The sequence below is a fragment of the Mycolicibacterium grossiae genome (genome assembly GCF_008329645.1).
GTDB lineage: Bacteria > Actinomycetota > Actinomycetes > Mycobacteriales > Mycobacteriaceae > Mycobacterium > Mycobacterium grossiae.
In genome coordinates, this window is sequence record NZ_CP043474.1 from 4834837 (window position 1) to 4855538 (window position 20702).

Consider the following 20702-nt stretch of genomic DNA (forward strand, 5'->3'; position numbering starts at 1 on the left):
GGCGTGGACACCCCCGTCGCCTCGACGACGTGCCTGGTCGCCGGTGGTGGGCCGGCCGGCATGATGCTCGCGCTGCTGCTCGCCCGCGCCGGCATCGACGTCACCGTCATGGAGAAGCACGCCGACTTCCTCCGGGACTTCCGCGGTGACACCGTGCACGCGAGCACGCTGCGGCTGCTCGACGAACTCGGTCTGGGTCCCGCATTCGCCGCGCTGCCGCACCGGCTGATCGACAGCATCGACGCGCGCGTGCAGGGCAGCGCGCTCTCGTTCGACCTGAGCGGCCTGCCCGGCCGGCACCAGCACATCGCGCTGGTGCCGCAATGGGACTTCCTCGAGCTGCTGGCCACGGCGGCCGAGCGCGAGCCGCGCTTCCGGCTGCTGCGCAGCACCGAGGTGCTGGCGCCGGTCCGCTCCGGTGGGCGGGTGACCGGGGTGCGCTACCGCGGCGCCGACGGCACGGTCGCCGAGATGAGCGCGCACCTGACGGTCGCCTGCGACGGCCGGTCGTCGACCCTGCGCGCCGCTGCCGGGCTGGTGCCGCGCGACTTCGGCGCCCCGATGGACGTCTGGTGGTTCCGGCTGTCCCGGCGCCCCGGCGACCCGCACGGCCTCAACGGCGTGTTCGCGTCGGGACACGGCTGCGCGGTGATCGACCGGGGCGACTACTTCCAGATCGCCTACATGATCCGCAAGGGGACCGACGACGAGATCCGGGCCGAGGGCATCGACGTGCTGCGCCGCCAACTGGGCGAGCTGTTGCCCTGGCTCGCCGACCGCACCGACGAACTGCGGACCTTCGACGACGTGAAACTGCTCGACGTCCAGCTGAACCGGCTGCGGCGGTGGTACGTCGACGGGCTGCTGTGCATCGGCGACGCCGCGCACGCCATGTCACCCATCGGCGGCGTCGGCATCAACCTGGCCGTGGCCGACGCGGTGGCCGCCGCGCGGCTGCTCGCCGAGCCGCTGCTGAACCGGGCGGTGACCACCTCCGAACTCGCCCGGGTGCAGCGGCGCCGCTGGCTGCCGACGGCCATCGTCCAGCGCGTGCAGCGCACCCTGCAGAACCGGGCGGTCGCACCGGCGATCTCCGCGGACGCCGCCCCGTCGCAGAACCCGCGGGTCATCGGGCTGGCCAACCGGTTCCCCGCCCTGCGGGCGGTGGCCGCCTACGGCGTCGCGATCGGCCCGCTGCCCGAGCACGCACCCGCGTTCGCCCGCCGCTGATCAGGGACGACACGGCCGCCACGAGTAGACGGCGGGGTGCTTCGCGGTCGATGATGTCCGACATGGTTCTGCAGCCCACCGAGTCCTCGAGCGAGCCCCGCAGCAACGGCCGCGCCGGCGCCGAGAACACCACGCCGTTCACCGTGACCGGGCCGGTGCCCTACACCGGCGGCGGGCTCCGCAACCCGTTCCCGCCGATCGCCGACTACGGGTTCCTGTCGGACTGCGAGACCACCTGCCTGGTGTCGTCGGCCGGCTCGATCGAGTGGCTGTGCGTGCCGCGGCCCGACTCCCCCAGCGTCTTCGGGGCGATCCTGGACCGCGGTGCCGGCCACTTCCGGCTCGCGCCCTACGGGGTATCGGTGCCTGCGGCCCGGCGCTACCTGCCCGGCAGCCTGATCCTCGAGACGACGTGGCAGACCCACACCGGCTGGCTGATCGTCCGCGAGGCGCTGGTGCAGGGCCCCTGGCACGACCTCGAGCGGCGTTCGCGCACCCACCGGCGCACGCCGATGGACTGGGACGCCGAACACATCCTGCTGCGCACCGTCCGCTGCGTCAGCGGCACCGTCGAGCTGGTGATGAGCTGCGAGCCGTCGTTCGACTACCACCGCATCCCGGCCAAGTGGGAGTACTCCGGCCCCGCCTACGGCGAGGCGATCGCGCGGGCGAGCCGCAACCCGGACGCGCATCCGACGCTGCGGCTGACCACCAATCTGCGGCTCGGCCTGGAGGGGCACGAGGCGCGCGCCCGCACGCGGCTCACCGAGGGTGACAACGTCTTCGTCGCGCTGTCCTGGTCGGGCCATCCCGCGCCGCAGACGTTCGACGAGGCGGCCAACAAGATGTGGCAGACCAGCGAGATGTGGCGGCAGTGGATCAACATCGGCGACTTCCCCGACCATCCGTGGCGGTCGTACCTGCAGCGCAGCGCGCTGACACTGAAGGGCCTGACCTACTCGCCGACCGGCGCGCTGCTGGCAGCGAGCACGACGTCGCTGCCGGAAACCCCGCAGGGCGAACGCAATTGGGACTACCGCTACGCGTGGATCCGCGACTCGACCTTCGCGCTGTGGGGGCTCTACACGCTGGGCCTCGACCGGGAGGCCGACGACTTCTTCGCGTTCATCGCCGACGTGTCCGGCGCCAACAACGGCGAGCGGCACCCGCTGCAGGTGATGTACGCCGTCGGCGGTGAGCGCAGCCTCGTCGAGGAGGAGCTGCACCACCTGTCCGGCTACGACAACTCACGGCCGGTGCGCATCGGCAACGGGGCGTACAACCAGATGCAGCACGACATCTGGGGCACGATGCTGGATTCGGTGTACCTGCACGCGAAGTCGCGCGAGCAGATCCCGGAGATGCTGTGGCCGGTGCTGAAGAACCAGGTCGAGGAGGCCGTCAAGCACTGGAAGGAACCCGACCGCGGCATCTGGGAGGTGCGCGGCGAGCCGCAGCACTTCACGTCGAGCAAGATCATGTGCTGGGTGGCGCTCGACCGCGGCGCGAAACTCGCCGAACTGCAGGGCGAGAAGAGCTACGCCCAGCAGTGGTCGACGACCGCCGAGGAGATCAAGGCCGACATCCTCGCCCACGGCGTCGACGACCGCGGCGTGCTGACCCAGCGCTACGGCGACCCCGCCCTCGACGCGTCGCTGCTGCTGGCCCCCCTGGTGCGGTTCCTGCCGTCGGACGACCCGATCGTGCGCAACACGGTCCTCGCCATCGCCGACGAACTCACCGAGGACGGGCTGGTGCTGCGGTACCGGACCGAGGAGACCGACGACGGATTGTCCGGCGAGGAGGGGTCGTTCACGATCTGCTCGTTCTGGCTGGTGTCGGCGCTCGTCGAGATCGGTGAGGTGAGCCGCGCCCGGCACCTGTGCGAGCGGCTGCTGTCGTTCGCCAGCCCGCTGCACCTCTACGCCGAGGAGATCGAGCCCCGCACCGGCAGGCACCTCGGCAACTTCCCGCAGGCGTTCACCCACCTGGCGCTCATCAACGCCGTCGTGCACGTCATCCGCGCCGAGGAGGAAGCCGACAGCACCGGCGGGTTCCAGCCCGCCAACGCACCGGCCTGACGCCAGACTCGTGCTGGTCCGATGTCTTGTCGGCCGCCCCGGCGCCGACGGAGCATGGTGACGTCGTCTTCGAAAGGACCCACCATGGCTCAGCCCGGCACCGTCTCGCGGCGCGACCTCGACGTCGCCATCGGCATCCTCGTCGGCCTGCGCGGGTGCTCGGAGCGCGAGGCGTTCGACGAACTCGTCGGCGTCGCACACCGCAGCGGGCAGGGCGCCTTCAACGTCGCGCGCAGCCTGGCCGCGGTCGCCGCCGGCTCGTCCTCGTCCGACGACAGCGAGGCCTTCAGCGCCTGGGGTGACCTCATCCGCCGCGCCCGCGACGCCCGGCTCGCCCCAGCGTCGTAGCGCGCACCGGGTCACGCGTTGAGATTGCGTTCACGGCTGCGATTCCGATCGATTCACGACCCTGAATGCAATCTCGACGCGCCACCCCGGCCGCCGTCATCGCGAGATCGACGCCAGGGCTGCGTGCGGCAGGCGCACCACGACCCTCACGTCGATCTCGCGAACACCCGGCGCGCCGAGACTTCACTTGGTGACGAAAAACGGCCGTGAAACGTCAACTTCCGTAGTCTCGCGGAACGTCTGCGTTGAGGTTGCGCTGACGGCTGCGATCCCGGCACATCTACGACCCTGGGTGCAATCTCGACGCGCCAACCCGGCCGCCGTCCGGCCCCTAGTTCCCCTGACCACCGCGGCCGAGCGCTGCGAGGTTCGACACCGGGGAGCGGCCGTTGACCACCCAGTCCCCCAGCAGGCGGGCCTTGTACACGCGCGGGTTGTGCGACGCCAGCGTCCGGGCGTTGCGCCAGTGCCGGTCGAGCCCGTGCTCCTCCGACACCCCGGAGGCGCCGAGCGCGTCGAATACCTCCGTCGTGGCCCGCAGCGCCGCAGCCACTATCACCAACTGCGCCTGTGCGACGGCCACTTCGGCGTCGACGAGCAGCCGCTCGACGTCGCCGCCGTCGATGCGGGCCGCGGTGATGGCGTCGAGCGCGCGGGTCGCCCGGTCGAGGGCCGCCTCGGCGGCGAACGCGTCGGCCGACACCTGCCCGATGACCTGCAGCAGCTGCGCGTCGTCGGACGGCACGGCGGTCAGCCCCTGCGGATAGTTGCGCCCGCGGGCACGCAGCCGGACGGTGCCGTCGCGCAGGGCCGCCCGGGTGATGCCGGTGAGCACCGACAGCATCGCGGTCTGGTAAAAGTGCGCCTGGTAGGCGAAGCGGTCGGCCGCCGGGAACACGTCGCCGTCCTCGGCCCGCGCCTCGGCGTAGCGCGCCGATCCGCTGGCGGTGGTGCGCTGGCCGAAGCCGCGCCAGTCGTCGACGAGTTCGACGCCCGGGTCGTCGGCGCGGACCAGCGCGGTGCGCAGCGCGCCGTCGTCGTCCTTGCCCAGGACGTCGAGCCAGTCGGCGTAGAAGCTGCCGGTGGCGTAGTACTTGGCGCCGGTGACCACCCAGTGGTCGTCACGGGCGGTCACGGTCGAGGCGATGTTCGCCAGCGTCACGTCGTTCGCCTCGGTCCACCCGCCGCCGACGAACTCACCGGCGAGGAACCGCTTGAGCCACGCGTCGTTCGACGGTGACCGGGGCGCGTTCAACCGGTCCTCGACGAACGCCAGGTGGTTGCGGAAGACGTGCGCGACGTTGGGGTCGGCGACGGCGAGGTCCGCGAGCAGCGCAAAGGTCTGCTGCAGCGACGCCCCGAAACCGCCGTCCCGCACCGGGATCCGGAGCACGCCGAAGCCGGCCTCCTGGAGCCGGCGCACCTCGTCGCGCGGGAAGATGCGGGACCGTTCCCGGTCGACGTTGCCCACGGCGACGGCGTCGAACACCGGTGTGAAGATCGCTCGGAGTTCGTCGTCGGAGGCGCTGGGCGATCGGAGGTAGGTCTCGGTGGTCACGGTCGCTCCTGGACGGCGTCGATGCGGTAGGCGTACTGGCTCTGCACGGCGACGTAGCCGAGCCGCTCGTAGAGCAGATGAGCGTTGCTGCGGTTGCGGATGTCGGTGCCCAGGGACGCCGCGGTCAGCCCGCGTCGCAGAGCGGCCAGCCAGACCTTGCGCAGCAGCAGTTCGCCGATCCCCCGCTTCCGGTGGTCACCACGCACGCCGATGTAATCGGTGTGGGCGCTGCGCTCGTCGTGCGGCGCGGCACCGGAGGTGAACGTCGAGCCGAGGACGTAGCCGATGACCTCGCCGGCGTCGTCCACGGCGGCGAGGCTGAAATCCGGTGTGAACGCCCGGCTCCGCACGTGACGCGCGAAGGCCTCCGGAGACTTCGACATGCTGCCGAAGTGCTCGAGGAACGTGTCGTACTGGACGCGGCGCACCTGCTCGCCGAGCCCGTGCTGCTCCACGTCGGCCCAGCCGAGCACCGTGATGCCCGGGATGGCCGCGGCGGCCAACGCGTCCCGGTCCTCCCCGATCAGCGGCTTGCGCGTCCGACGGAACTGCGCCTCGCGCCAGGCGCCCTGGCGGGTCAGGGCGTCGATGGCGGCCTGCTGGTCGTCGCCGAGGATTGCCCGCAGGTACGCCGCCGGGTTCGTCGTCTCGGCGTGGAAGCGGTCGACCGTCGCGGTGACCACGTCACGCACCACCCGCGTCGGGACGTCGACGTCGAAGACGAACTCCGCGGCCACCTCGTCGCCGTGCGCCTCGCGGTGCACCGCGAAGCCGCGCACGTCGCCGTCGGCGTCGCGCACCAGGCTGACACCCGCGGCGCCGTCGAGGTGCTCGGCGACGTCGCGGGAGTCGGAGGCGAACTTCCGCCCCGCGAGTCCCGGCGTGGTGGCGAGGAAATCGGCGACGGCGGGGTGATCGACCGGACGAGCCTCGGCGACGGTCCAGGTGGCGGCGTCGCGGTGATCGATCAGCGTCACGGTGCCACCGTCTCCCTTGCCACCTCGGCGTCCGGGTCACCGTCGGGATCGCGGGCGTCGCGACGCCGATCCTCCCGGGCCACCTCGAGGATGCCCGCCTCGGCGAGTCGACGCTGCTCCTCCTCCGAGAGCGTCTGGATGGTGCCGATGCGTTGCGCCACGGCGGGTTTCGTCCACCGCAGGTAGCCGTACCAGGCGACACCGGCGAGCAGAATCGCCCCGTAGACGAACGGCAACACGTCGTACGGCGACTCGGGCACCGGATAGAAGTTGCTGAAGATGACGTAGCCGAGCGCGATCGCCGCGGCCGCCGACACCGCCAGACGCAGCGGCGTCAGCGCCTTGATCCGAGCGAGCCAGATCGGGGTGGCGATGACCACCAGCAGGTAGGCGCCGAGGAATCCCCAGGTGGCGACGTAGCCGCCGTAAACGTCGAACACCAGCCGGCCGGCCGAACTGAACGTGGCGACCGCCGAGAAGATCAGCGCCAGCGCGCCGACGAAGACCACGCCCACCCACGGCGTGCGGTACCGGTCGTGCACCTTCGCGAACACCGCGGGCAGCGCGCCCTCGTGGGCGAAGGTGAACAGCGAGCGGGCCGCCGACGTGGTGACCGCGGTGACGAACACGATGAAGGCGACCGCCACCGCGGCGCTCACCACGTAGTTCACCCACCCGACGCCGACGGCGTCCGCCAACTGCGGCAGCACCGCCTTGTCCCCGTCGATGTCGTCGAAGTACACGATCTGCGGATAGGTGGCGATGACGTACAGCACGCCCAGCAGCAGCACGACCCGCAGCAGCGAGCGCGCGATGTTGCGGTGCGCGTCCTTGGCCTCGGCGCCCAGCGAGGCGACGCTCTCGAAACCGGCGTACGACCCGACGGCGGTGACCGCCGCGATGAACGTGGCACTCGACCCCAGATGGGCCGGATTCCACTGCTCCCAGTCGATCCGGAAGCCGTACGCCACGTAGGAGCCGACGATGATGACGAGGATCGAGGCGATGGCGAGCAGTTCGAAGGCGAGTTCGTAGCGCGCCGTGAGCGACACCCCGCGGTAGGGCAGGTAGACCGCGGCGGCGACGACGACCGCGACGAGCACGAGCTTGAACCAGGTGGCCTCCGAACCCAACCCGATCGACTGCAGGAACGCGTCGAGGTACAGCACGCCGCCGAGCGTGCCGGTGGTGGCGAAGCCGATGTAGCCGAGCAGCAGGCTGAACCCCGCCGCGAAGGCGAATCCCGGGCCGAGACCGTTGCCGGTGTAGGTACCCAGCGATCCCGAGGACACCGTGCGCTTGGCCTGGAAGCTGATGGTCGTGGCCAGCAGGACGGCGATGGCCAGGCCGACGAGCACCGCCCAGGCCGCGCCCTTACCCGCTGCGACGAAGAGGGAGAACGGCACCACGGCGACGGCGACACTCGGGGCTGCGGCGGCGAGGCCCTGGGCGAAGACACCCCAGGAGCCGAGCACACCGCGTCCGAGGCCGGTGTCCTCCGCCGATCTCAAGGTCCGCCCGGAGAGGGACACCTCCGTCGAACCGGGATGATCTCGTAACGTCATGGCTGGCTGCCTCTCATGCGAGCGTCGCGGCGGTGCATTCGGAAACCGTTGTCGCAACGGCGGTTAACGCAGAATTGATCTTGGGAGAACCATGACGCAACCGTGACGTATCCGGCAGCCATCCGCTCGCCGCGATTCTTATCGCCGATACCGCGTCACGACGAGGTGTCGAACCGCGCGGGCACGTCGAGGCCGAGGTGGTCGCGCAGCGTCCTCCCGCCATACTCGTGACGGAACAGGCCGCGCTTGCGCAGCAGCGGAACCACCTGGTCGACGAAGACGTCGAGCTGACCGGGCACGCCGGAGTCGCCGAGGACGAATCCGTCGCACGCCTGGGTGTGGAACCACTCCTCGATCTCGTCGGCCACCCGTTCTGCCGAGCCGACGATCTGCGCTCCCCAGCCGTTCACGGTGCGGTAGAGGAACTCTCGCACCGTCGGACTTCCCTCGCGTGCGAGCGCGCGGTAACCGGCCAGGGCCGTCTGATGGGTCTCGGTGTGGTCGGGGAACGCCGAGTCCGGAACCGGCCCGTCGAGGTCGGCACCGGTGACGTCGACGTCGACCTCCAGCAGCCAGCCGGCCTGATACTCGGGGCTGAAGTGCTCGTAGGCCGTACGTTCGACGCGTGCGGCCTCTTCCTCGGTGGATCCCACCACGAACCGGAGCGATGGCGTGATGAGCGGTGGGCGACGCCGTCCGAGTGCGTAGGCCTTGCTGTGAATCAAGCGGTAGAAGTCCTGCGCCCGCGCGCGATTGCCCTGGCCGGTGAAGATGACCTCGGCGTGCCGGGCGGCGAATGCGCTGCCCGTCGCCGACGATCCCGCTTGGAACACCACCGGGCGACCCTGGGGCGAGCGAGCGGCACCGATGGGTCCCGTCACGTCGAAGTAGCGGCCGTGGTGGTTGGTGACGTGGATGCGGTCGACGTCGTTGTAGACCCCGGTGCTGCGGTCGGCGACGATGGTGTCCTCCCCCCATCCGTCCCACAGCGACATCACGACCTCGATGGCTTCCTCCGCGATGCGATAGCGCTCGTCGTGGTCCACGACGCCGCGGGCGCTGAAGTTGTCTGCCGCCGCGGCGGCGAAGCTGGTGACCAGGTTCCAGCCGGTGCGGCCGCCACTGAGGTGCTCGACCGAGAGGAACTGCCGGGCGAGGTGGTACGGGTGGGTCAACGTGGCCGAGCCGGTGAGGACGAAGCCGACGTGGTCGACCACCTGCGACAGCGCCGCCGCCGTGGTCAGCGGCTCGAAGTCCTCGGTGGTCTTGTACGCCCACGTCGCGGGCGGCCCGTAGTTCAGTCCGTCGGCGAAGAACAGGGCGTCGAAGGTCCCGCGTTCGGCGGTACGCGCCCGCTCGAGGAGTTCGCGCCGGACGCTCGCGGTGTCGTGCTGGACGTCGGGGTGCCGCCACGGTCCGGCCGATCGGGTGTTGCCGAACAGCAGCAAGTGCATCTGACGCGTCACCGTGGTCGACCTCCGAAACGTGTGCAGGCTGGGGCTTTTCGTACGCTAGGTGCCTCGCGTCCTGCCGTCGCCGGTTGTGCGCGCCGCGAGCGAAAAGGGTTGCCGCGCAACGTCGCCGAAGCTTCGGCCCTACGCCGGTGAGTAGAGCACGCCGCCGAGGACGACGATGGCGACGCCGGCCAGCAGCACCAGCCACGGCCACGCGCGGACCGCCCAGGAACCGCCCGCGGCGGGAGGGATGCCGGAGATCACGCGGTCACGCTAGCGCCGACACGCCCGCGGGTGCGGCGACCACCACGCGCCACCGCGACCACCAGCCACGTCGAAGGCGTTGCGCGACAACGACGTCGACGCCCGCGCGACATTCGACTCGTGCTGGCTCGAACCGTCAGGCCTGCGACGCGTTCTCCAGCATGCGCTCGGCGATGGCGACGGCGCCGTCGGTGGATCCGAACGCGCACGCCCACGTCTCGACGACAAGGTTCGACGCGTGCGACATGGCGTGCTGGCATCGCCAGTCGTCGTAGTCCTGCTCGGTGGTGACCTGCGTGATCATGTAGTCGGCTTCCTCGAGCGGGCCGACGTCCCACACGTAGCCGACGTCGGTGTCGTCGAGGGACACCGAGGAGCCCGCGCACCGGCTCCACATCGCGGTGGCGTCGCCGTAGAAACCGTGCGCCTGCTCCTCGGACGGGAACAGCACCGCCGTCTGCTCGATCCAGTGCTCGTCGTCCGGGTCGCCGACGACGTGGTCGCGCACCGCGGTCCAGCCGCTGCCCGCGTACACCGCGTCCTCGGCGCCCATGATGGCGCCCAGGCACGCCGGGTCGGAGACGACGTCGACGTTGTCCGACATCTCCTCGCTGTCGAGGATCGTCTCGAGTTCGGACGCGCCGACGATCGTGGCGAGGTCGGCGAGACCGAGCATGACGTCGTCGAGCTGCGCCTCGCGCAGCTGTGGCACGTCGGGTGCCGCCGACGCGCCGGTCCGCACCGCCGTGCCCGTCACGGTGCTCGAGCATCCCGCGACCAGGCAGGCGGCGGCCACCCAGAGCACCCAGCGGGACGCGTTCACGCCCTCATCGTGCCCCACGTCGCGCGGCGACGGGGGCGGTCGTTCACTTCTTGGGCTTGTCGCTGGCGGCGTCGGTGGACAGCGCCGCCACGAAGGCCTCCTGCGGGACGTCGACGCGGCCGATCGTCTTCATCCGCTTCTTGCCCTCCTTCTGCTTCTCCAGCAGCTTGCGCTTGCGGGTGATGTCGCCGCCGTAGCACTTGGAGAGCACGTCCTTGCGGATGGCGCGGATGTTCTCGCGGGCGATGATGCGCGAGCCGATCGCGGCCTGCACCGGCACCTCGAACTGCTGCCGCGGAATCAATTCCTTGAGCTTGGTGGTCATCTTGTTGCCGTAGGCGCTGGCCCCGTCCTTGTGCACGATGGCGCTGAACGCGTCGACCGGCTCGCCCTGCAGCAGGATGTCGACCTTCACCAGGTCGGCCTCCTGCTCGCCGGCCTCCTCGTAGTCGAGGCTGGCGTAGCCGCGGGTGCGCGACTTCAACGAGTCGAAGAAGTCGAAGATGATCTCGCCGAGCGGCATCGTGTAGCGCAGCTCCACGCGCTCGGGCGACAGGTAGTCCATGCCTCCGAGTTCCCCGCGACGGGCCTGGCAGAGTTCCATGATCGTGCCGATGAATTCGCTCGGGGCGATCACCGTGGTCTTCACCACCGGCTCGTACACCTCGCGGACCTTGCCGTCGGGCCAGTCCGACGGGTTGGTGACGATGATCTCCGTGCCGTCGTCCTTGATCACGCGGTAGACCACGTTCGGCGCGGTCGAGATGAGGTCGAGGTTGAACTCGCGCTCGAGACGCTCGCGGGTGATCTCCATGTGCAGCAGTCCGAGGAAGCCGCAGCGGAAGCCGAAGCCGAGCGCCACCGACGTCTCCGGCTCGTAGGTGAGCGCGGCGTCGTTGAGCTGCAGCTTGTCCAGCGCTTCACGCAGCACCGGGTAGTCCGAGCCGTCGACGGGATACAGGCCGGAGTAGACCATCGGCCGCGGCTCCCGGTAGCCGGTCAGCGCCTCGGTCGCCCCCTTGCGGGCGGTGGTCACGGTGTCGCCGACCTTGGACTGCCGGACGTCCTTCACACCGGTGATGAGGTAGCCGACCTCGCCGACGCCCAGCCCGTCGGACGCCTTCGGTTCCGGTGACACGATGCCGACCTCGAGCAGCTCGTGGGTGGCGCCGGTCGACATCATCGCGATGCGTTCGCGCGGGGTGATCTTGCCGTCGACGACGCGCACGTAGGTGACGACGCCGCGGTAGATGTCGTAGACGGAGTCGAAGATCATCGCCCGCGCGGGCGCGTCCGGGTCGCCGGTCGGCGCAGGCACCTGGCGGACGACCTCGTCGAGCAGTTCCGACACGCCTGCACCGGTCTTGCCGGACACCCGCAGCACGTCGGACGGCTCGCAGCCGATGATGTGCGCCAGTTCGGCGGCGTAGCGATCCGGGTCGGCGGCGGGCAGGTCGATCTTGTTCAGCACCGGGATGATCGTCAGGTCGCGGTCCAGCGCCAGGTAGAGGTTGGCCAGCGTCTGCGCCTCGATGCCCTGCGCCGCGTCGACCAGCAGCACCGCGCCCTCGCACGCCTCCAGCGCGCGCGACACCTCGTAGGTGAAGTCGACGTGGCCGGGCGTGTCGATCAGGTGCAGGACGTACTCGTCGCCGGAGACCGCCCAGGGCAGCCGCACGTTCTGCGCCTTGATCGTGATGCCGCGCTCGCGCTCGATGTCCATCCGGTCCAGGTACTGGGCGCGCATAGAGCGGTCGTCGACCACGCCGGTGAGCTGCAGCATGCGGTCGGCCAGCGTCGACTTGCCGTGGTCGATGTGGGCGATGATGCAGAAGTTCCGAATCTGCGCCGGCGCGGTGAAGGTCTTGTCAGCGAAACTGCTGATGGGGTTTCTCCTGGTGAGTCCGTGTTCGAGGCCCCACCAGCGTATCCAGCAACCGCCGTGCCGACACAATCGTGCCTATGCTCGTTGCCATGGCGTCGCAGTGGAGGACGTTCCAGAAGATCCTTCGGGGCGCGGAGACCGTCGTACGCAGCGAGGCGCCCAAGATCATCCGGCAGTTGCCGAAGGGCGAGGGGCTGCAGCGGAACATCCAGCAGGGCATCAAACTCGGGATCGACGCGGGTCTCGCGGCGCTGGCCAACGCCGCGACGCAGCCGCCGCCGCAGGCGATCACCGCGGGCAGGCCCGTCACCCAGCGCAGCGCCCCGACGGCGCACCGTGCCCGCCGGATCCACTACGCCCCCGACCTGGACGGACGGGCCGACCCGGGCGAGATCGTGTGGACGTGGGTGGTCTACGAGGACGATCCGACGCGGGGCAAGGACCGGCCGGTGCTCGTCGTCGGCCGCGACGCCGGCACCCTGCTGGGGTTGATGCTGTCGAGCCAGGACCGGCACCGCGGCGAGCGCGACTGGGTGGAGATCGGCACCGGCACGTGGGACTACGAGGGCCGGGTCAGTTGGGTACGCCTCGACCGGGTGCTCGACGTCCCCGAGGAGGGCATCCGGCGCGAGGGCGCCGTGCTCGACCGCGAGCGCTTCGAGGTGGTCGCGCGCCGGCTGCGGGCCGAGTACTCCTGGTCCTGACCGGCGGTCAGAAGTAGCCGCTGCCCGGCAACCGCGCGCCGCGGGCGTGGTAGGCACCGACCGCCTGGGCCTTGTACGGCGTCGGATTGTGCGAGGCGAGCGTGCGGACGTTGCGCCAGTGCCGGTCGAGCAGGTGCGCCCGACGCACGACGGACGCGCCGCCCACGTCGAAGATTTGGCCGGCCGCCTTCTGCGCGAGGGCGTCGACGACGACCTTGGCCTCGGCGGCGCGTAGCGACGCCTCGTGCGCCAGGTCGAGGTCGGGGTCGGTCTTCCGAACGTCGGCGTCGAAGGAGACGGCCAGGGCATCGGCGGCCGCGAGCACCGTGGCCTCCGCGGCGAACGCGGCGGCGGCGATCTCGCCGATCTCGCGCTGCAGCAGCGGGTCGTCGGCCGGTGCCGGGGTCGGCGCCCACGCGAAGCTACGCGCGCGCTGATGCACGTGGGCGACGGCGTCGTCGCGCAGCGCCTGGAGCACACCGGCCTCCAGCGCCGTGACGTAGAGCTGGAAGAACGCGCCGGACAGATAGAGCGGCGGCGGGTCACTGCCGGCGTCCGGCGGCGCGAAGCCGAGCAGCTCGTCGGGCTCGACCGCGACGTCGTCGAAGATGGCCGTCCCGGTACCCGTGGCGCGCTGCCCCATGCCGTCCCAGTCGTCGCGCACCGTCACACCGGGCCGGTCGGTGGGGATCAGGGCGATCACGGTGGCACCGTCGGGGTCGCTGGCCAGGACCTCGGCGTAGTCGGCGTACAGCGTGCCGGTCGTGAAGTACTTCGTGCCGTTCAGGCGCAGGCCGCCGTCGGCGCGGGTGAGCCGGGTCTGCCAGGTGAATTCGCCGACGGTGGTGGTGCCGAGTTCGGTGGACGCATTGCCGACGATGGCCCCGCTCAGTGCGAGTGCCACCGCACGGTCGCGATCCGGGCCGTGCAGGCGCAGCCGCTCCTCGACGTGCGAGAAGTGCCCGCGCAGGATGTGCGCGACGTTGACGTCGGCGGCCGCGAGCGCGATGACGACGGCGAACAGCTCCCGCAGCGTCGCGCCGCCGCCGCCTTCGGCCCGCGGTACCCGCAACGCTCTGAGCCGCTCGCGCTTGAGCTGCTCGATCACCGCGAAGGGCCGCTCGTTCGCCTGTTCGCGTGCCAACGCGCCGGACCCGGTCTCGGCGATCAGCCGGGCCAAGCGGTCGGACCCGTAGGTCGGCGGCCCGGAGACCGTGGGGTCGTCGACCGCCGTCGTGCCAATGGTGGTCATCGTCCTACCTCCTCGGTGACGCGACGGTACCGCGCCGCGCGGTGGGTCTGCGGAAGACGCGGTCCGCGCCCGAACAGCTTGTGGCGCAGCGTGCCCTCCTCGTAGGAGGTCTTGTGCACCCCGCGGCGCTGCAGTTCGGGCACGACGTGGTCGACGAAGTCGACGAACGATCCCGGGGTGATGGCGTTGGTGACGTTGAAGCCGTCGACGTCGGTCTCCTCCACCCACTCCTGCAGGTCGTCGGCGACCTGCCGGGGCGAGCCGACGCTGAAGCCGCCCTCGACGTCGATGGCGTGCGCGTCGACGAAGTCCCGCAGCGTCCACTGGCCCTGGCCGAAGTTCTCCACCGACGACTTGAGGAACTCGTTGTCGGTGACCGCGACGGGGTCGTCGAGGTCGAAGCGGGACAGGTCGGAGCCCAGCCAGCCCGACCAGAGCGCCAGCGCCCCCTCGGGATCGACGTACTGCCGCAGGTCGTCGAGACGGGCGCGGGCGGCGGCTTCGTCGGCGCCGGTCACGACGACGTGCCCGTTGACGATCTTCACGTCGTACGGATCACGGCCCGCCGACTCGGCACGTGCCCGGATGTCGGCGACGGTCGCGCGCAGCGCCTCCTTGGTGGGGGCGCCGACGAAGACGACCTCGGCGTTCTCGGCGCCGAACTGCTTGCCCCGGTCCGACGCGCCGGCCTGGTACAGCACCGGCGTGCGTTGCGGCGACGGCTCGCACAGGTGGATGCCGGGCACGCGAAAGTGCCTGCCCCGATGATCGATCGGGTGCACCTTGGCAGGGTCGGCGTACGCGGCACGCCCGGGATCGGCACCGACGGCGTCGTCGTCCCAGGAGCCTTCCCACAGCTTGTAGAGCACCTCGGTGTACTCGTCGGCGATGTCGTACCGGTCGGCGTGCGGGGTGATCGCGTCGAATCCGTGGTTGCGCGCGGCACTCTCGAGGTATCCGGTCACGACGTTCCATCCGACGCGGCCGTCGGTGAGGTGGTCGAGGGTCGACATGCGCCGGGCGAACGAGTAGGGATGCTCGAAGGACGTCGCCGCGGTGACCCCAAAGCCGAGGTGCTCGGTGACGGTCGCCATCGCGGGCACCACCAGCAACGGGTCGTTGACCGGGACCTGCGCGGCCGAGCGCAGCGCGGCGTCGGGTCCGCCGCCGTAGACGTCGTACACGCCCAGGACGTCGGCGATGAAGAGGCCGTCGAACAGGCCACGCTCGAGCAGCCGGGCCAGGTCCAGCCAGTAGCCGAGGTCCTTGTAGCGGGCGGCCTGGGACTCGGGATGCCGCCAGGTGCCGGCGACGATGTGGGTCACGCAGTTCATGTCGAACGCGTTGAGGATCATTCGTCGTGCCATGTCAGCCTCCGGGAACGGTCTGCGGCTCGGCCCGCTGCAGGCTCGCGAGGAGTCGCTGGGTGTACGGGTGACGGGGTTGCGCGAATACGTCTTCGGCGGAACCCGATTCGACGATCCGGCCGTCGTGCATCACCAGCACGCGGTCGGCCAGGTGGTGGATGACGCCGAGGTCGTGCGAGATGAACAGGTACGACAGCCGCAGCCGCTGCTGCAGATCGGTCAGCAGGTCGAGCACCTGCGCCTGGATCGTCACGTCGAGCGCGGACACCGGCTCGTCGCACACGATGAGGTCCGGCTCCGACGCAAGGGCCCGCGCGATCGACACCCGTTGCCGTTGCCCGCCGGAGAGCAGCAGGGGTCGTCGGTCGAGGTGCTCGGCGGGCAGTCCGACGTCGGCCAGCAGCTCGTCGATGCGGTCGCGACGACGCACCGAATCGGTGGACACCTCGGCGGGCAAGGCGTCCTCGAGGATCCGACGCACCGTCCACCGCGGATCGAATGATCCCAGCGGGTCCTGCTGCACGACGGAGATGCGGCGTCGCCGCGACCGGCGCCGGGCCTCGTCGACCGCACTCCACGGCTCGCCCGCAAGTTCGACGACGCCGTCGTCGGGGCTGAGCAGTGCCAGCGCCAGACGTGCGGTGGTGGTCTTCCCCGACCCGGACTCGCCGACGATGCCGACCGTTTCACCGATGCCCACCTCGAACGAAACGTCTTCGACCGCCGCGCGTTCCACGCCGTCGGGACCGCGGAACCGCTTCGTCACGCCCCGTACGGACAGCAAGGCGCCGTCCCCGGACGGGGTGCGCCGTGAGGTCGAGCCCCCCGTCCGGGGCGGGACCCCGGACAACCGCGTGCCCTTGCGGTGCGTCGCGGGCACCGCGTCGAGGAGGGCTCGCGTGTAGGCGTGCTGCGGGTCGCCGAGGACGTCGGCGGCGGCGCCCTGCTCGACGATCACCCCGCCGCGCATCACGGCGACGCGGTCGGCCAGCCGACTCACGACCGAGAGGTCGTGACTGATCAGGATGAGGCCGGTGCCGCGACGCCGCCGCTCGGCGAGCAGGTCGAGGATCTGTGCCTGCACGGTCACGTCGAGCGCGGTGGTCGGTTCGTCGGCGATCAACAGGGCGGGGTCCAGGGCGATCGCCGAGGCGATCAGCGCCCGCTGCCGCTGGCCGCCGGACAGCTGGTGTGGGAGCTGACGGGCCCGCAGCTCGGGTTCCGGGACGCCGACCGACGCGAGCAGGTCGAGCACGCGCTCGCGACGACGGGCACGGCCGCCGAACCGGTGCAACCGCAGCGTCTCGGCGATCTCGGCGCCGACCGTCCGCAGCGGATCCAGTGACACCAGGGCGTCCTGCAGCATGAAACCCACCTCGGCACCGCGGATCCGGCGCCATTCCCGGTCGCCATTACCCAGCAGGGACCTGCCGTGCAACGCCAGCGTCGTCGCCCCGACGTGTGCTTCCGGACCGGCGAGGCCGAGCAGAGCCCGTGCGGTCACGCTCTTCCCGGAACCGGATTCGCCGACGATCGCGAGGCACTCCCCCGTGCCGACGTGGAACGACACGCCGCGCACCACGGGCGGCGCGTCGCGGTGCCCGAAGGCGACGTGCAGATCCTCCACGTGCATCAGCGGTGCGGTCACGGGAGCCGTCCTTCCAGTCGCTGCTGCACGTGGCGCCCGATGACCGTCACCGCGAGCGTGCAGCCGATGATCGCGAGGCCCGGGAACAGCTCCAACCACCATGCCGTGGAGACGAAGTCACGGCCCGCGTCCAGCATGGCGCCCCATTCCGGTGCCGGTGGCGCGACGCCGAGTCCCAGGAAGCTCAGCGACGACGCCCACACGATCGACTGGCCGACGCCCAGGGTGGCCACGGCGACCAGCGGGCGCATCGCGTTGGGGAGCACGTGCCTGCCGATGATGCGACGCGGTCGGTGCCCGAGGGCGACGGCCGCCTCGACGTAGTCGGAGCCCTTGACGGCGATGACCTGGCCGCGCACCATCCACGCGTATCCGGCGGCCGAGCCGATGGCCACCGCGATGATCTCGGTGGTCACGCCCGGCCCGGACATCGCGATGAACACCAGGGCGATCAGCAGGCCCGGAATGGCCAGCAGGACTTCGACGAATCGACTGATGAGACCGTCGGTGATCCGGCCGCCGAGGCCGGCCGCGACGCCCAGCGCGATGGCGACGGCGAGGGCCGCCGCGGTCGCGCCGAGCCCGATCAGCAGCGAGCTGCGCGCGCCGAACACCACGCGGGTGTAGATGTCGCGGCCCGAGGCGTCCGTACCGAACCAGTGTTGCGACGACGGTCCGCGCAGGGCCGCGTCGATGTCGGTGTCGAAGGGCGACCCGGTGGTGAAGGCGGCGGGTGCGACGGCCCACGCGACGATCAGCACCAGGAACGCCACCGACAGCCACAGTGCGGGGCGGAGCCTGCGGACGACGACGGGACGCAGCCCGGACCGGATGGCGTGCGCGTCGGCGATGTCGACGGTCATCGGTCCGCCCTCCGCAGCCGGGGGTCGACTCGGGTGAACGCGACGTTGACCACCAGGTTGGCCACTACGTAGACCGCCGCGACGAATAGCGTGACGCCGACCACGACGGGCATGTCGTGGGCGACGACCGCGTCGACCAGCACCCGGCCCAGACCCGGCCGCACGAAGATGGTCTCGACGATGACGGCCGTGGAGAACAGCGAGCCCAACGCCCACCCCGACAGCGTCAGGCCCGGAAGGACTGCGTGGCGCAGGGCGTGTCGCCACCGCACGCCCCAGTCGCTCATGCCTCGGGCCCGGGCGGACACCGCGAATGGCTGTTCCATCGCCACGGAGAATTCGTCGCGGGTCACCTGTCCCAGAAAGCCCGCCAGCGGCAGCGCCAGGGTCAACGCGGGCAGGACGAGGCCCTCCAACCCGCCGTCACCGACGACCGGCAGCACGTGCAGGTGGAAGGCGAAGATCACGAGCAGCACGATGCCGAGCCAGTACTGCGGCAGCGCGGCCAGGAACGTCTCGAGGCCGGAACCCAGCGCCGCGACGGCGCGGTGACGGTGCGCCGTCAGCAGCGTCACGGCGACCGCCACGATCCATGCGGCGACGAGCGCCACGGCCGTCAGCGTCAACGTCGGGCCGACCTGCTGGGCGATGATGTCGGCGACCGGTTGCTTGCGGCTGTAGGACGTGCCCAGGTCGCCGTGCAGCAGTCCGGTCAGGTAGTCGGCGTACTGCTCGAGGACCGGCCGGTCGAGTCCGTACTGCACGCGCACGGCGGCGACCTGCTCGGGCGTCGGCTTGGCCCCGGCGCCACCGAGGATCGCCAGCACCGGATCGGTCGGCATCACGTGCTGGGCGATGAACGTCAACGTCGCTGCGCCCCAGAGCACTCCGAGCACGCCGGCGACGCGGCCGGCCACTCGCCGCAGCGACCGGCGGTGCCCGCCCGGAGTGGAGACGGGGTCGGTCACTGGGCGAACCAGGCGTCGTGCAGTACCGGCTCGCCTTCCGACGGCTCGATCCACACGTCCTGCAGCCGCTTCTTGGTGACCAGCCGCGTCGTCTGCGGGTAGAGCCCCAGGAAGTAGGCGTTCTCGGCGACGGTCTTCTGCACCGAGCCGTACAGCTGCTCCTGCTGCTTGGGGTCGGTGGACGCGGCCACCTGACGCAATGGCCCGTCGATGGCCGGGTTGCGCACCCACGACATGTTGTTGCCGGGTGCCAGGTTCAGCGAGTCGGTCGAGTAGTTGATCGAGAGCACCAGCGGTGTCGGGCTGTTCCAGTACGCCCCTGCCAGCGCGTCGTAGGCGTTCTGGTCGGTGAACGCGGCGTAGTACTGATCCTGCGGAAGCGGCTTGAGTACCAGGTTGAAGCCGATCTCCTTCACCGCCGCCTGGACGTCTTGATAGAGGGTGAGGTCGGCGGGCGGGGTGTCACCGGGGTCGGACGAGTAGACGACGGTGGCGGCGAGCTGCTTGCCGTCCTTGGTGCGGTAGCCGTCGCCGTCGCGCTGGGTCCAGCCCGCGGCATCGAGCAGCTGGTTCGCCTTGGCCGGGTCGTGGGCGAAGTAGTCGCCGAGGTCCCCGTCGAAGAACGGCGTGGTGGACGTCAGCGGCCCGTGCTCCCAGTCGAACACGCCGAGGTAGGCGCTCTTCACGGCGGCCTCGGCATTGGCCCCGTGGACGAACGCCTGCCGCACCGCGGTATCGGTGAACGGGAAGCGGGTCGTGTTGAGCGCGAACCCGTTCGGTTGGCCGGTGTGGGTGAACTCCTGCAGGGCGAGGTTCGGATCGGCCTTGAGCGTGGCGTCCTGCTGCGGAGGCGGGTTGAAGATGACGTCGGCACCCTGGCCCTGCACCGCGGCGAAGCGGACGGAGCCGTCCTCCAGGAACTTCCAGCTCACGTGGTCGAGATAGGCCGGGCCCTGGTGCTTGGCGTCGGCCGGTGCCGAATCGTAGTCGGGATTGCGGTCGAGTTCGACGCTCTGCCCGTGCACCCACTCCTTGACGATGAAGGGGCCCGTCCCGACCGGCGACTGGCAGTTGTCCTTCAGACCGCGGGCCATCGCCTTCGGGGACTGGATGCCGAAGAACGCCTGCGACAGCACGGGCAGTAGTGCCGAATACGGTCTGGAGAGGGTGATCTCGAACGTCGACGGGTCGATCGCCCGCGACGACGCGTAGTACGGCCGCAGGTAGCCGGCGTCGGTCAGCGACTGCGTGGCGGGGTCGAGCATGTGGTCGAAGTTCGCCTTCACCGCAGCCGCGTCGAGCGTCGTGCCGTCGTGGAACTTCACCCCCTGCTTGATCCGGAAGGTGTACGTCAACCCGTCGGGACTCACCGTCCAGGAGTCGGCCAGCCAGGGGACGACGGTGCCGTCGGGCCGCTCGGAGACCAGTGAGTCGAGGAACTGCCGGGCGACGTAGGTCTGCGGCATGTCGCCGTTGTTGTGCGGGTCCAGGCACAGCGGTTCCCGGTCCGCGCCGTAGACGATCGAGCCGCCGCTGACCGGCGGACCCGACGGCGCCGACGAGGACGAGTCCCCGCCGCTGCACCCGGCCAGGGCGACGGTGACCGCCATGGTCAGTGCGCCGGCGAGGTAGCTGCTGCGGACGGCGGCGATTGCACGCATCGTGAGACTGCCTTTCGCGAACGGTCGATGAAACTGCCCACCCGATGAGCATGG

Annotated in this window: 17 protein-coding genes; 4 read left to right on the forward strand and 13 right to left on the reverse strand. The window is 70.7% G+C overall.

The genetic code is table 11. The features are described from left to right. The first annotated feature begins 60 nt into the window (after positions 1 to 60). The 3 genes from FZ046_RS23185 (at position 61) to FZ046_RS23195 (ending at position 3659) form a co-directional block, all read left to right on the forward strand. Entirely contained in the window at positions 61 to 1230 is a 1170-nt protein-coding gene (locus FZ046_RS23185) for an FAD-dependent oxidoreductase (protein WP_099046013.1), read from the forward strand. A 62-nt stretch (positions 1231 to 1292) separates the two neighbouring features. Further along, positions 1293 to 3311, forward strand: a complete 2019-nt coding sequence (locus tag FZ046_RS23190) for a glycoside hydrolase family 15 protein (RefSeq protein WP_070354865.1) — start codon at positions 1293 to 1295, stop codon at positions 3309 to 3311. Between the two features lie 84 nt (positions 3312 to 3395). Continuing rightward, positions 3396 to 3659 carry an ANTAR domain-containing protein gene (locus tag FZ046_RS23195; RefSeq protein ID WP_070354842.1) on the forward strand — a complete coding sequence of 88 codons (264 nt, stop codon included), beginning with the start codon at positions 3396 to 3398 and terminating at the stop codon, positions 3657 to 3659. A gap of 331 nt (positions 3660 to 3990) precedes the next feature. On the opposite strand, the gene FZ046_RS23200 is transcribed toward FZ046_RS23195, so the two are convergent. From FZ046_RS23200 to lepA, 7 genes are all read right to left on the reverse strand, one after another. Further along, a complete protein-coding gene (locus FZ046_RS23200) occupies positions 3991 to 5217 on the reverse strand; it encodes an acyl-CoA dehydrogenase family protein (RefSeq protein ID WP_070354843.1) in 1227 nt (408 codons plus the stop codon). After that, positions 5214 to 6194 carry a GNAT family N-acetyltransferase gene (locus tag FZ046_RS23205; protein ID WP_083298428.1) on the reverse strand — a complete coding sequence of 327 codons (981 nt, stop codon included), beginning with the start codon at positions 6192 to 6194 and terminating at the stop codon, positions 5214 to 5216. Before FZ046_RS23205 ends, FZ046_RS23200 begins: the two co-directional genes overlap by 4 nt. Further along, the gene (locus tag FZ046_RS23210; protein WP_070354844.1) at positions 6191 to 7759 is read right to left on the reverse strand and encodes an APC family permease; all 1569 of its coding nucleotides are present in this window, start codon (positions 7757 to 7759) and stop codon (positions 6191 to 6193) included. Before FZ046_RS23210 ends, FZ046_RS23205 begins: the two co-directional genes overlap by 4 nt. 155 nt (positions 7760 to 7914) lie before the next feature. After that, entirely contained in the window at positions 7915 to 9213 is a 1299-nt protein-coding gene (locus FZ046_RS23215) for an NtaA/DmoA family FMN-dependent monooxygenase (RefSeq protein WP_070354845.1), read from the reverse strand. Positions 9214 to 9354: 141 nt separating this feature from the next. Next, complete coding sequence (locus FZ046_RS28200; protein WP_256277858.1) at positions 9355 to 9477, reverse strand: hypothetical protein; 123 nt, start codon at positions 9475 to 9477, stop codon at positions 9355 to 9357. Positions 9478 to 9613: 136 nt separating this feature from the next. After that, positions 9614 to 10300 carry a sensor domain-containing protein gene (locus FZ046_RS23220; protein WP_125939809.1) on the reverse strand — a complete coding sequence of 229 codons (687 nt, stop codon included), beginning with the start codon at positions 10298 to 10300 and terminating at the stop codon, positions 9614 to 9616. Between the two features lie 43 nt (positions 10301 to 10343). Beyond that, positions 10344 to 12230, reverse strand: coding sequence for a translation elongation factor 4 (gene lepA, locus FZ046_RS23225; RefSeq protein ID WP_070354868.1), 1887 nt, complete (start codon positions 12228 to 12230; stop codon positions 10344 to 10346). A gap of 44 nt (positions 12231 to 12274) precedes the next feature. Here lepA and FZ046_RS23230 point away from each other — a divergent pair, with 44 nt between their 5' ends. Next, the gene (locus FZ046_RS23230) at positions 12275 to 12889 is read left to right on the forward strand and encodes a type II toxin-antitoxin system PemK/MazF family toxin (RefSeq protein WP_099046014.1); all 615 of its coding nucleotides are present in this window, start codon (positions 12275 to 12277) and stop codon (positions 12887 to 12889) included. A 7-nt stretch (positions 12890 to 12896) separates the two neighbouring features. Here FZ046_RS23230 and FZ046_RS23235 read toward each other — a convergent pair whose 3' ends face one another. Genes FZ046_RS23235 through FZ046_RS23260 form a run of 6 tightly spaced genes read right to left on the reverse strand, consistent with a single transcriptional unit; the run spans position 12897 to position 20648 of the window. Further along, positions 12897 to 14141 (reverse strand): acyl-CoA dehydrogenase family protein, encoded by a 1245-nt coding sequence (locus FZ046_RS23235; RefSeq protein ID WP_070354847.1) that lies wholly within the window; start codon positions 14139 to 14141, stop codon positions 12897 to 12899. Continuing rightward, a complete protein-coding gene (locus FZ046_RS23240) occupies positions 14138 to 15508 on the reverse strand; it encodes an LLM class flavin-dependent oxidoreductase (RefSeq protein ID WP_070354848.1) in 1371 nt (456 codons plus the stop codon). The genes FZ046_RS23235 and FZ046_RS23240 overlap by 4 nt, the downstream gene beginning before the upstream one ends. A 1-nt stretch (position 15509) precedes the next feature. Then, a complete protein-coding gene (locus FZ046_RS23245; RefSeq protein WP_211372298.1) occupies positions 15510 to 17141 on the reverse strand; it encodes a dipeptide ABC transporter ATP-binding protein in 1632 nt (543 codons plus the stop codon). 11 nt (positions 17142 to 17152) lie between these two features. Continuing rightward, on the reverse strand, positions 17153 to 18019 hold the full coding sequence (locus tag FZ046_RS23250) for an ABC transporter permease (protein ID WP_070354850.1): 867 nt from the start codon (positions 18017 to 18019) through the stop codon (positions 17153 to 17155). Next, the gene (locus tag FZ046_RS23255; protein WP_070354851.1) at positions 18016 to 18987 is read right to left on the reverse strand and encodes an ABC transporter permease; all 972 of its coding nucleotides are present in this window, start codon (positions 18985 to 18987) and stop codon (positions 18016 to 18018) included. Before FZ046_RS23255 ends, FZ046_RS23250 begins: the two co-directional genes overlap by 4 nt. Then, complete coding sequence (locus tag FZ046_RS23260; protein WP_070354852.1) at positions 18984 to 20648, reverse strand: ABC transporter substrate-binding protein; 1665 nt, start codon at positions 20646 to 20648, stop codon at positions 18984 to 18986. The genes FZ046_RS23255 and FZ046_RS23260 overlap by 4 nt, the downstream gene beginning before the upstream one ends. Positions 20649 to 20702 lie beyond the last annotated feature (54 nt).

Coding starts and splice junctions, on each gene's coding strand:
- FZ046_RS23185 (WP_099046013.1), top strand. CDS start 61: ATGATGCTCGCGCTGCTGCTCGCCCGCGCCGGCATCGACGTCACCGTC.
- FZ046_RS23190 (WP_070354865.1), top strand. CDS start 1,293: ATGGTTCTGCAGCCCACCGAGTCCTCGAGCGAGCCCCGCAGCAACGGC.
- FZ046_RS23195 (WP_070354842.1), top strand. CDS start 3,396: ATGGCTCAGCCCGGCACCGTCTCGCGGCGCGACCTCGACGTCGCCATC.
- FZ046_RS23210 (WP_070354844.1), bottom strand. CDS start 7,759: ATGACGTTACGAGATCATCCCGGTTCGACGGAGGTGTCCCTCTCCGGG.
- FZ046_RS23215 (WP_070354845.1), bottom strand. CDS start 9,213: ATGCACTTGCTGCTGTTCGGCAACACCCGATCGGCCGGACCGTGGCGG.
- FZ046_RS23230 (WP_099046014.1), top strand. CDS start 12,275: ATGGCGTCGCAGTGGAGGACGTTCCAGAAGATCCTTCGGGGCGCGGAG.
- FZ046_RS23235 (WP_070354847.1), bottom strand. CDS start 14,141: ATGACCACCATTGGCACGACGGCGGTCGACGACCCCACGGTCTCCGGG.
- FZ046_RS23240 (WP_070354848.1), bottom strand. CDS start 15,508: ATGGCACGACGAATGATCCTCAACGCGTTCGACATGAACTGCGTGACC.
- FZ046_RS23245 (WP_211372298.1), bottom strand. CDS start 17,141: ATGCACGTGGAGGATCTGCACGTCGCCTTCGGGCACCGCGACGCGCCG.
- FZ046_RS23250 (WP_070354850.1), bottom strand. CDS start 18,019: ATGACCGTCGACATCGCCGACGCGCACGCCATCCGGTCCGGGCTGCGT.
- FZ046_RS23260 (WP_070354852.1), bottom strand. CDS start 20,648: ATGCGTGCAATCGCCGCCGTCCGCAGCAGCTACCTCGCCGGCGCACTG.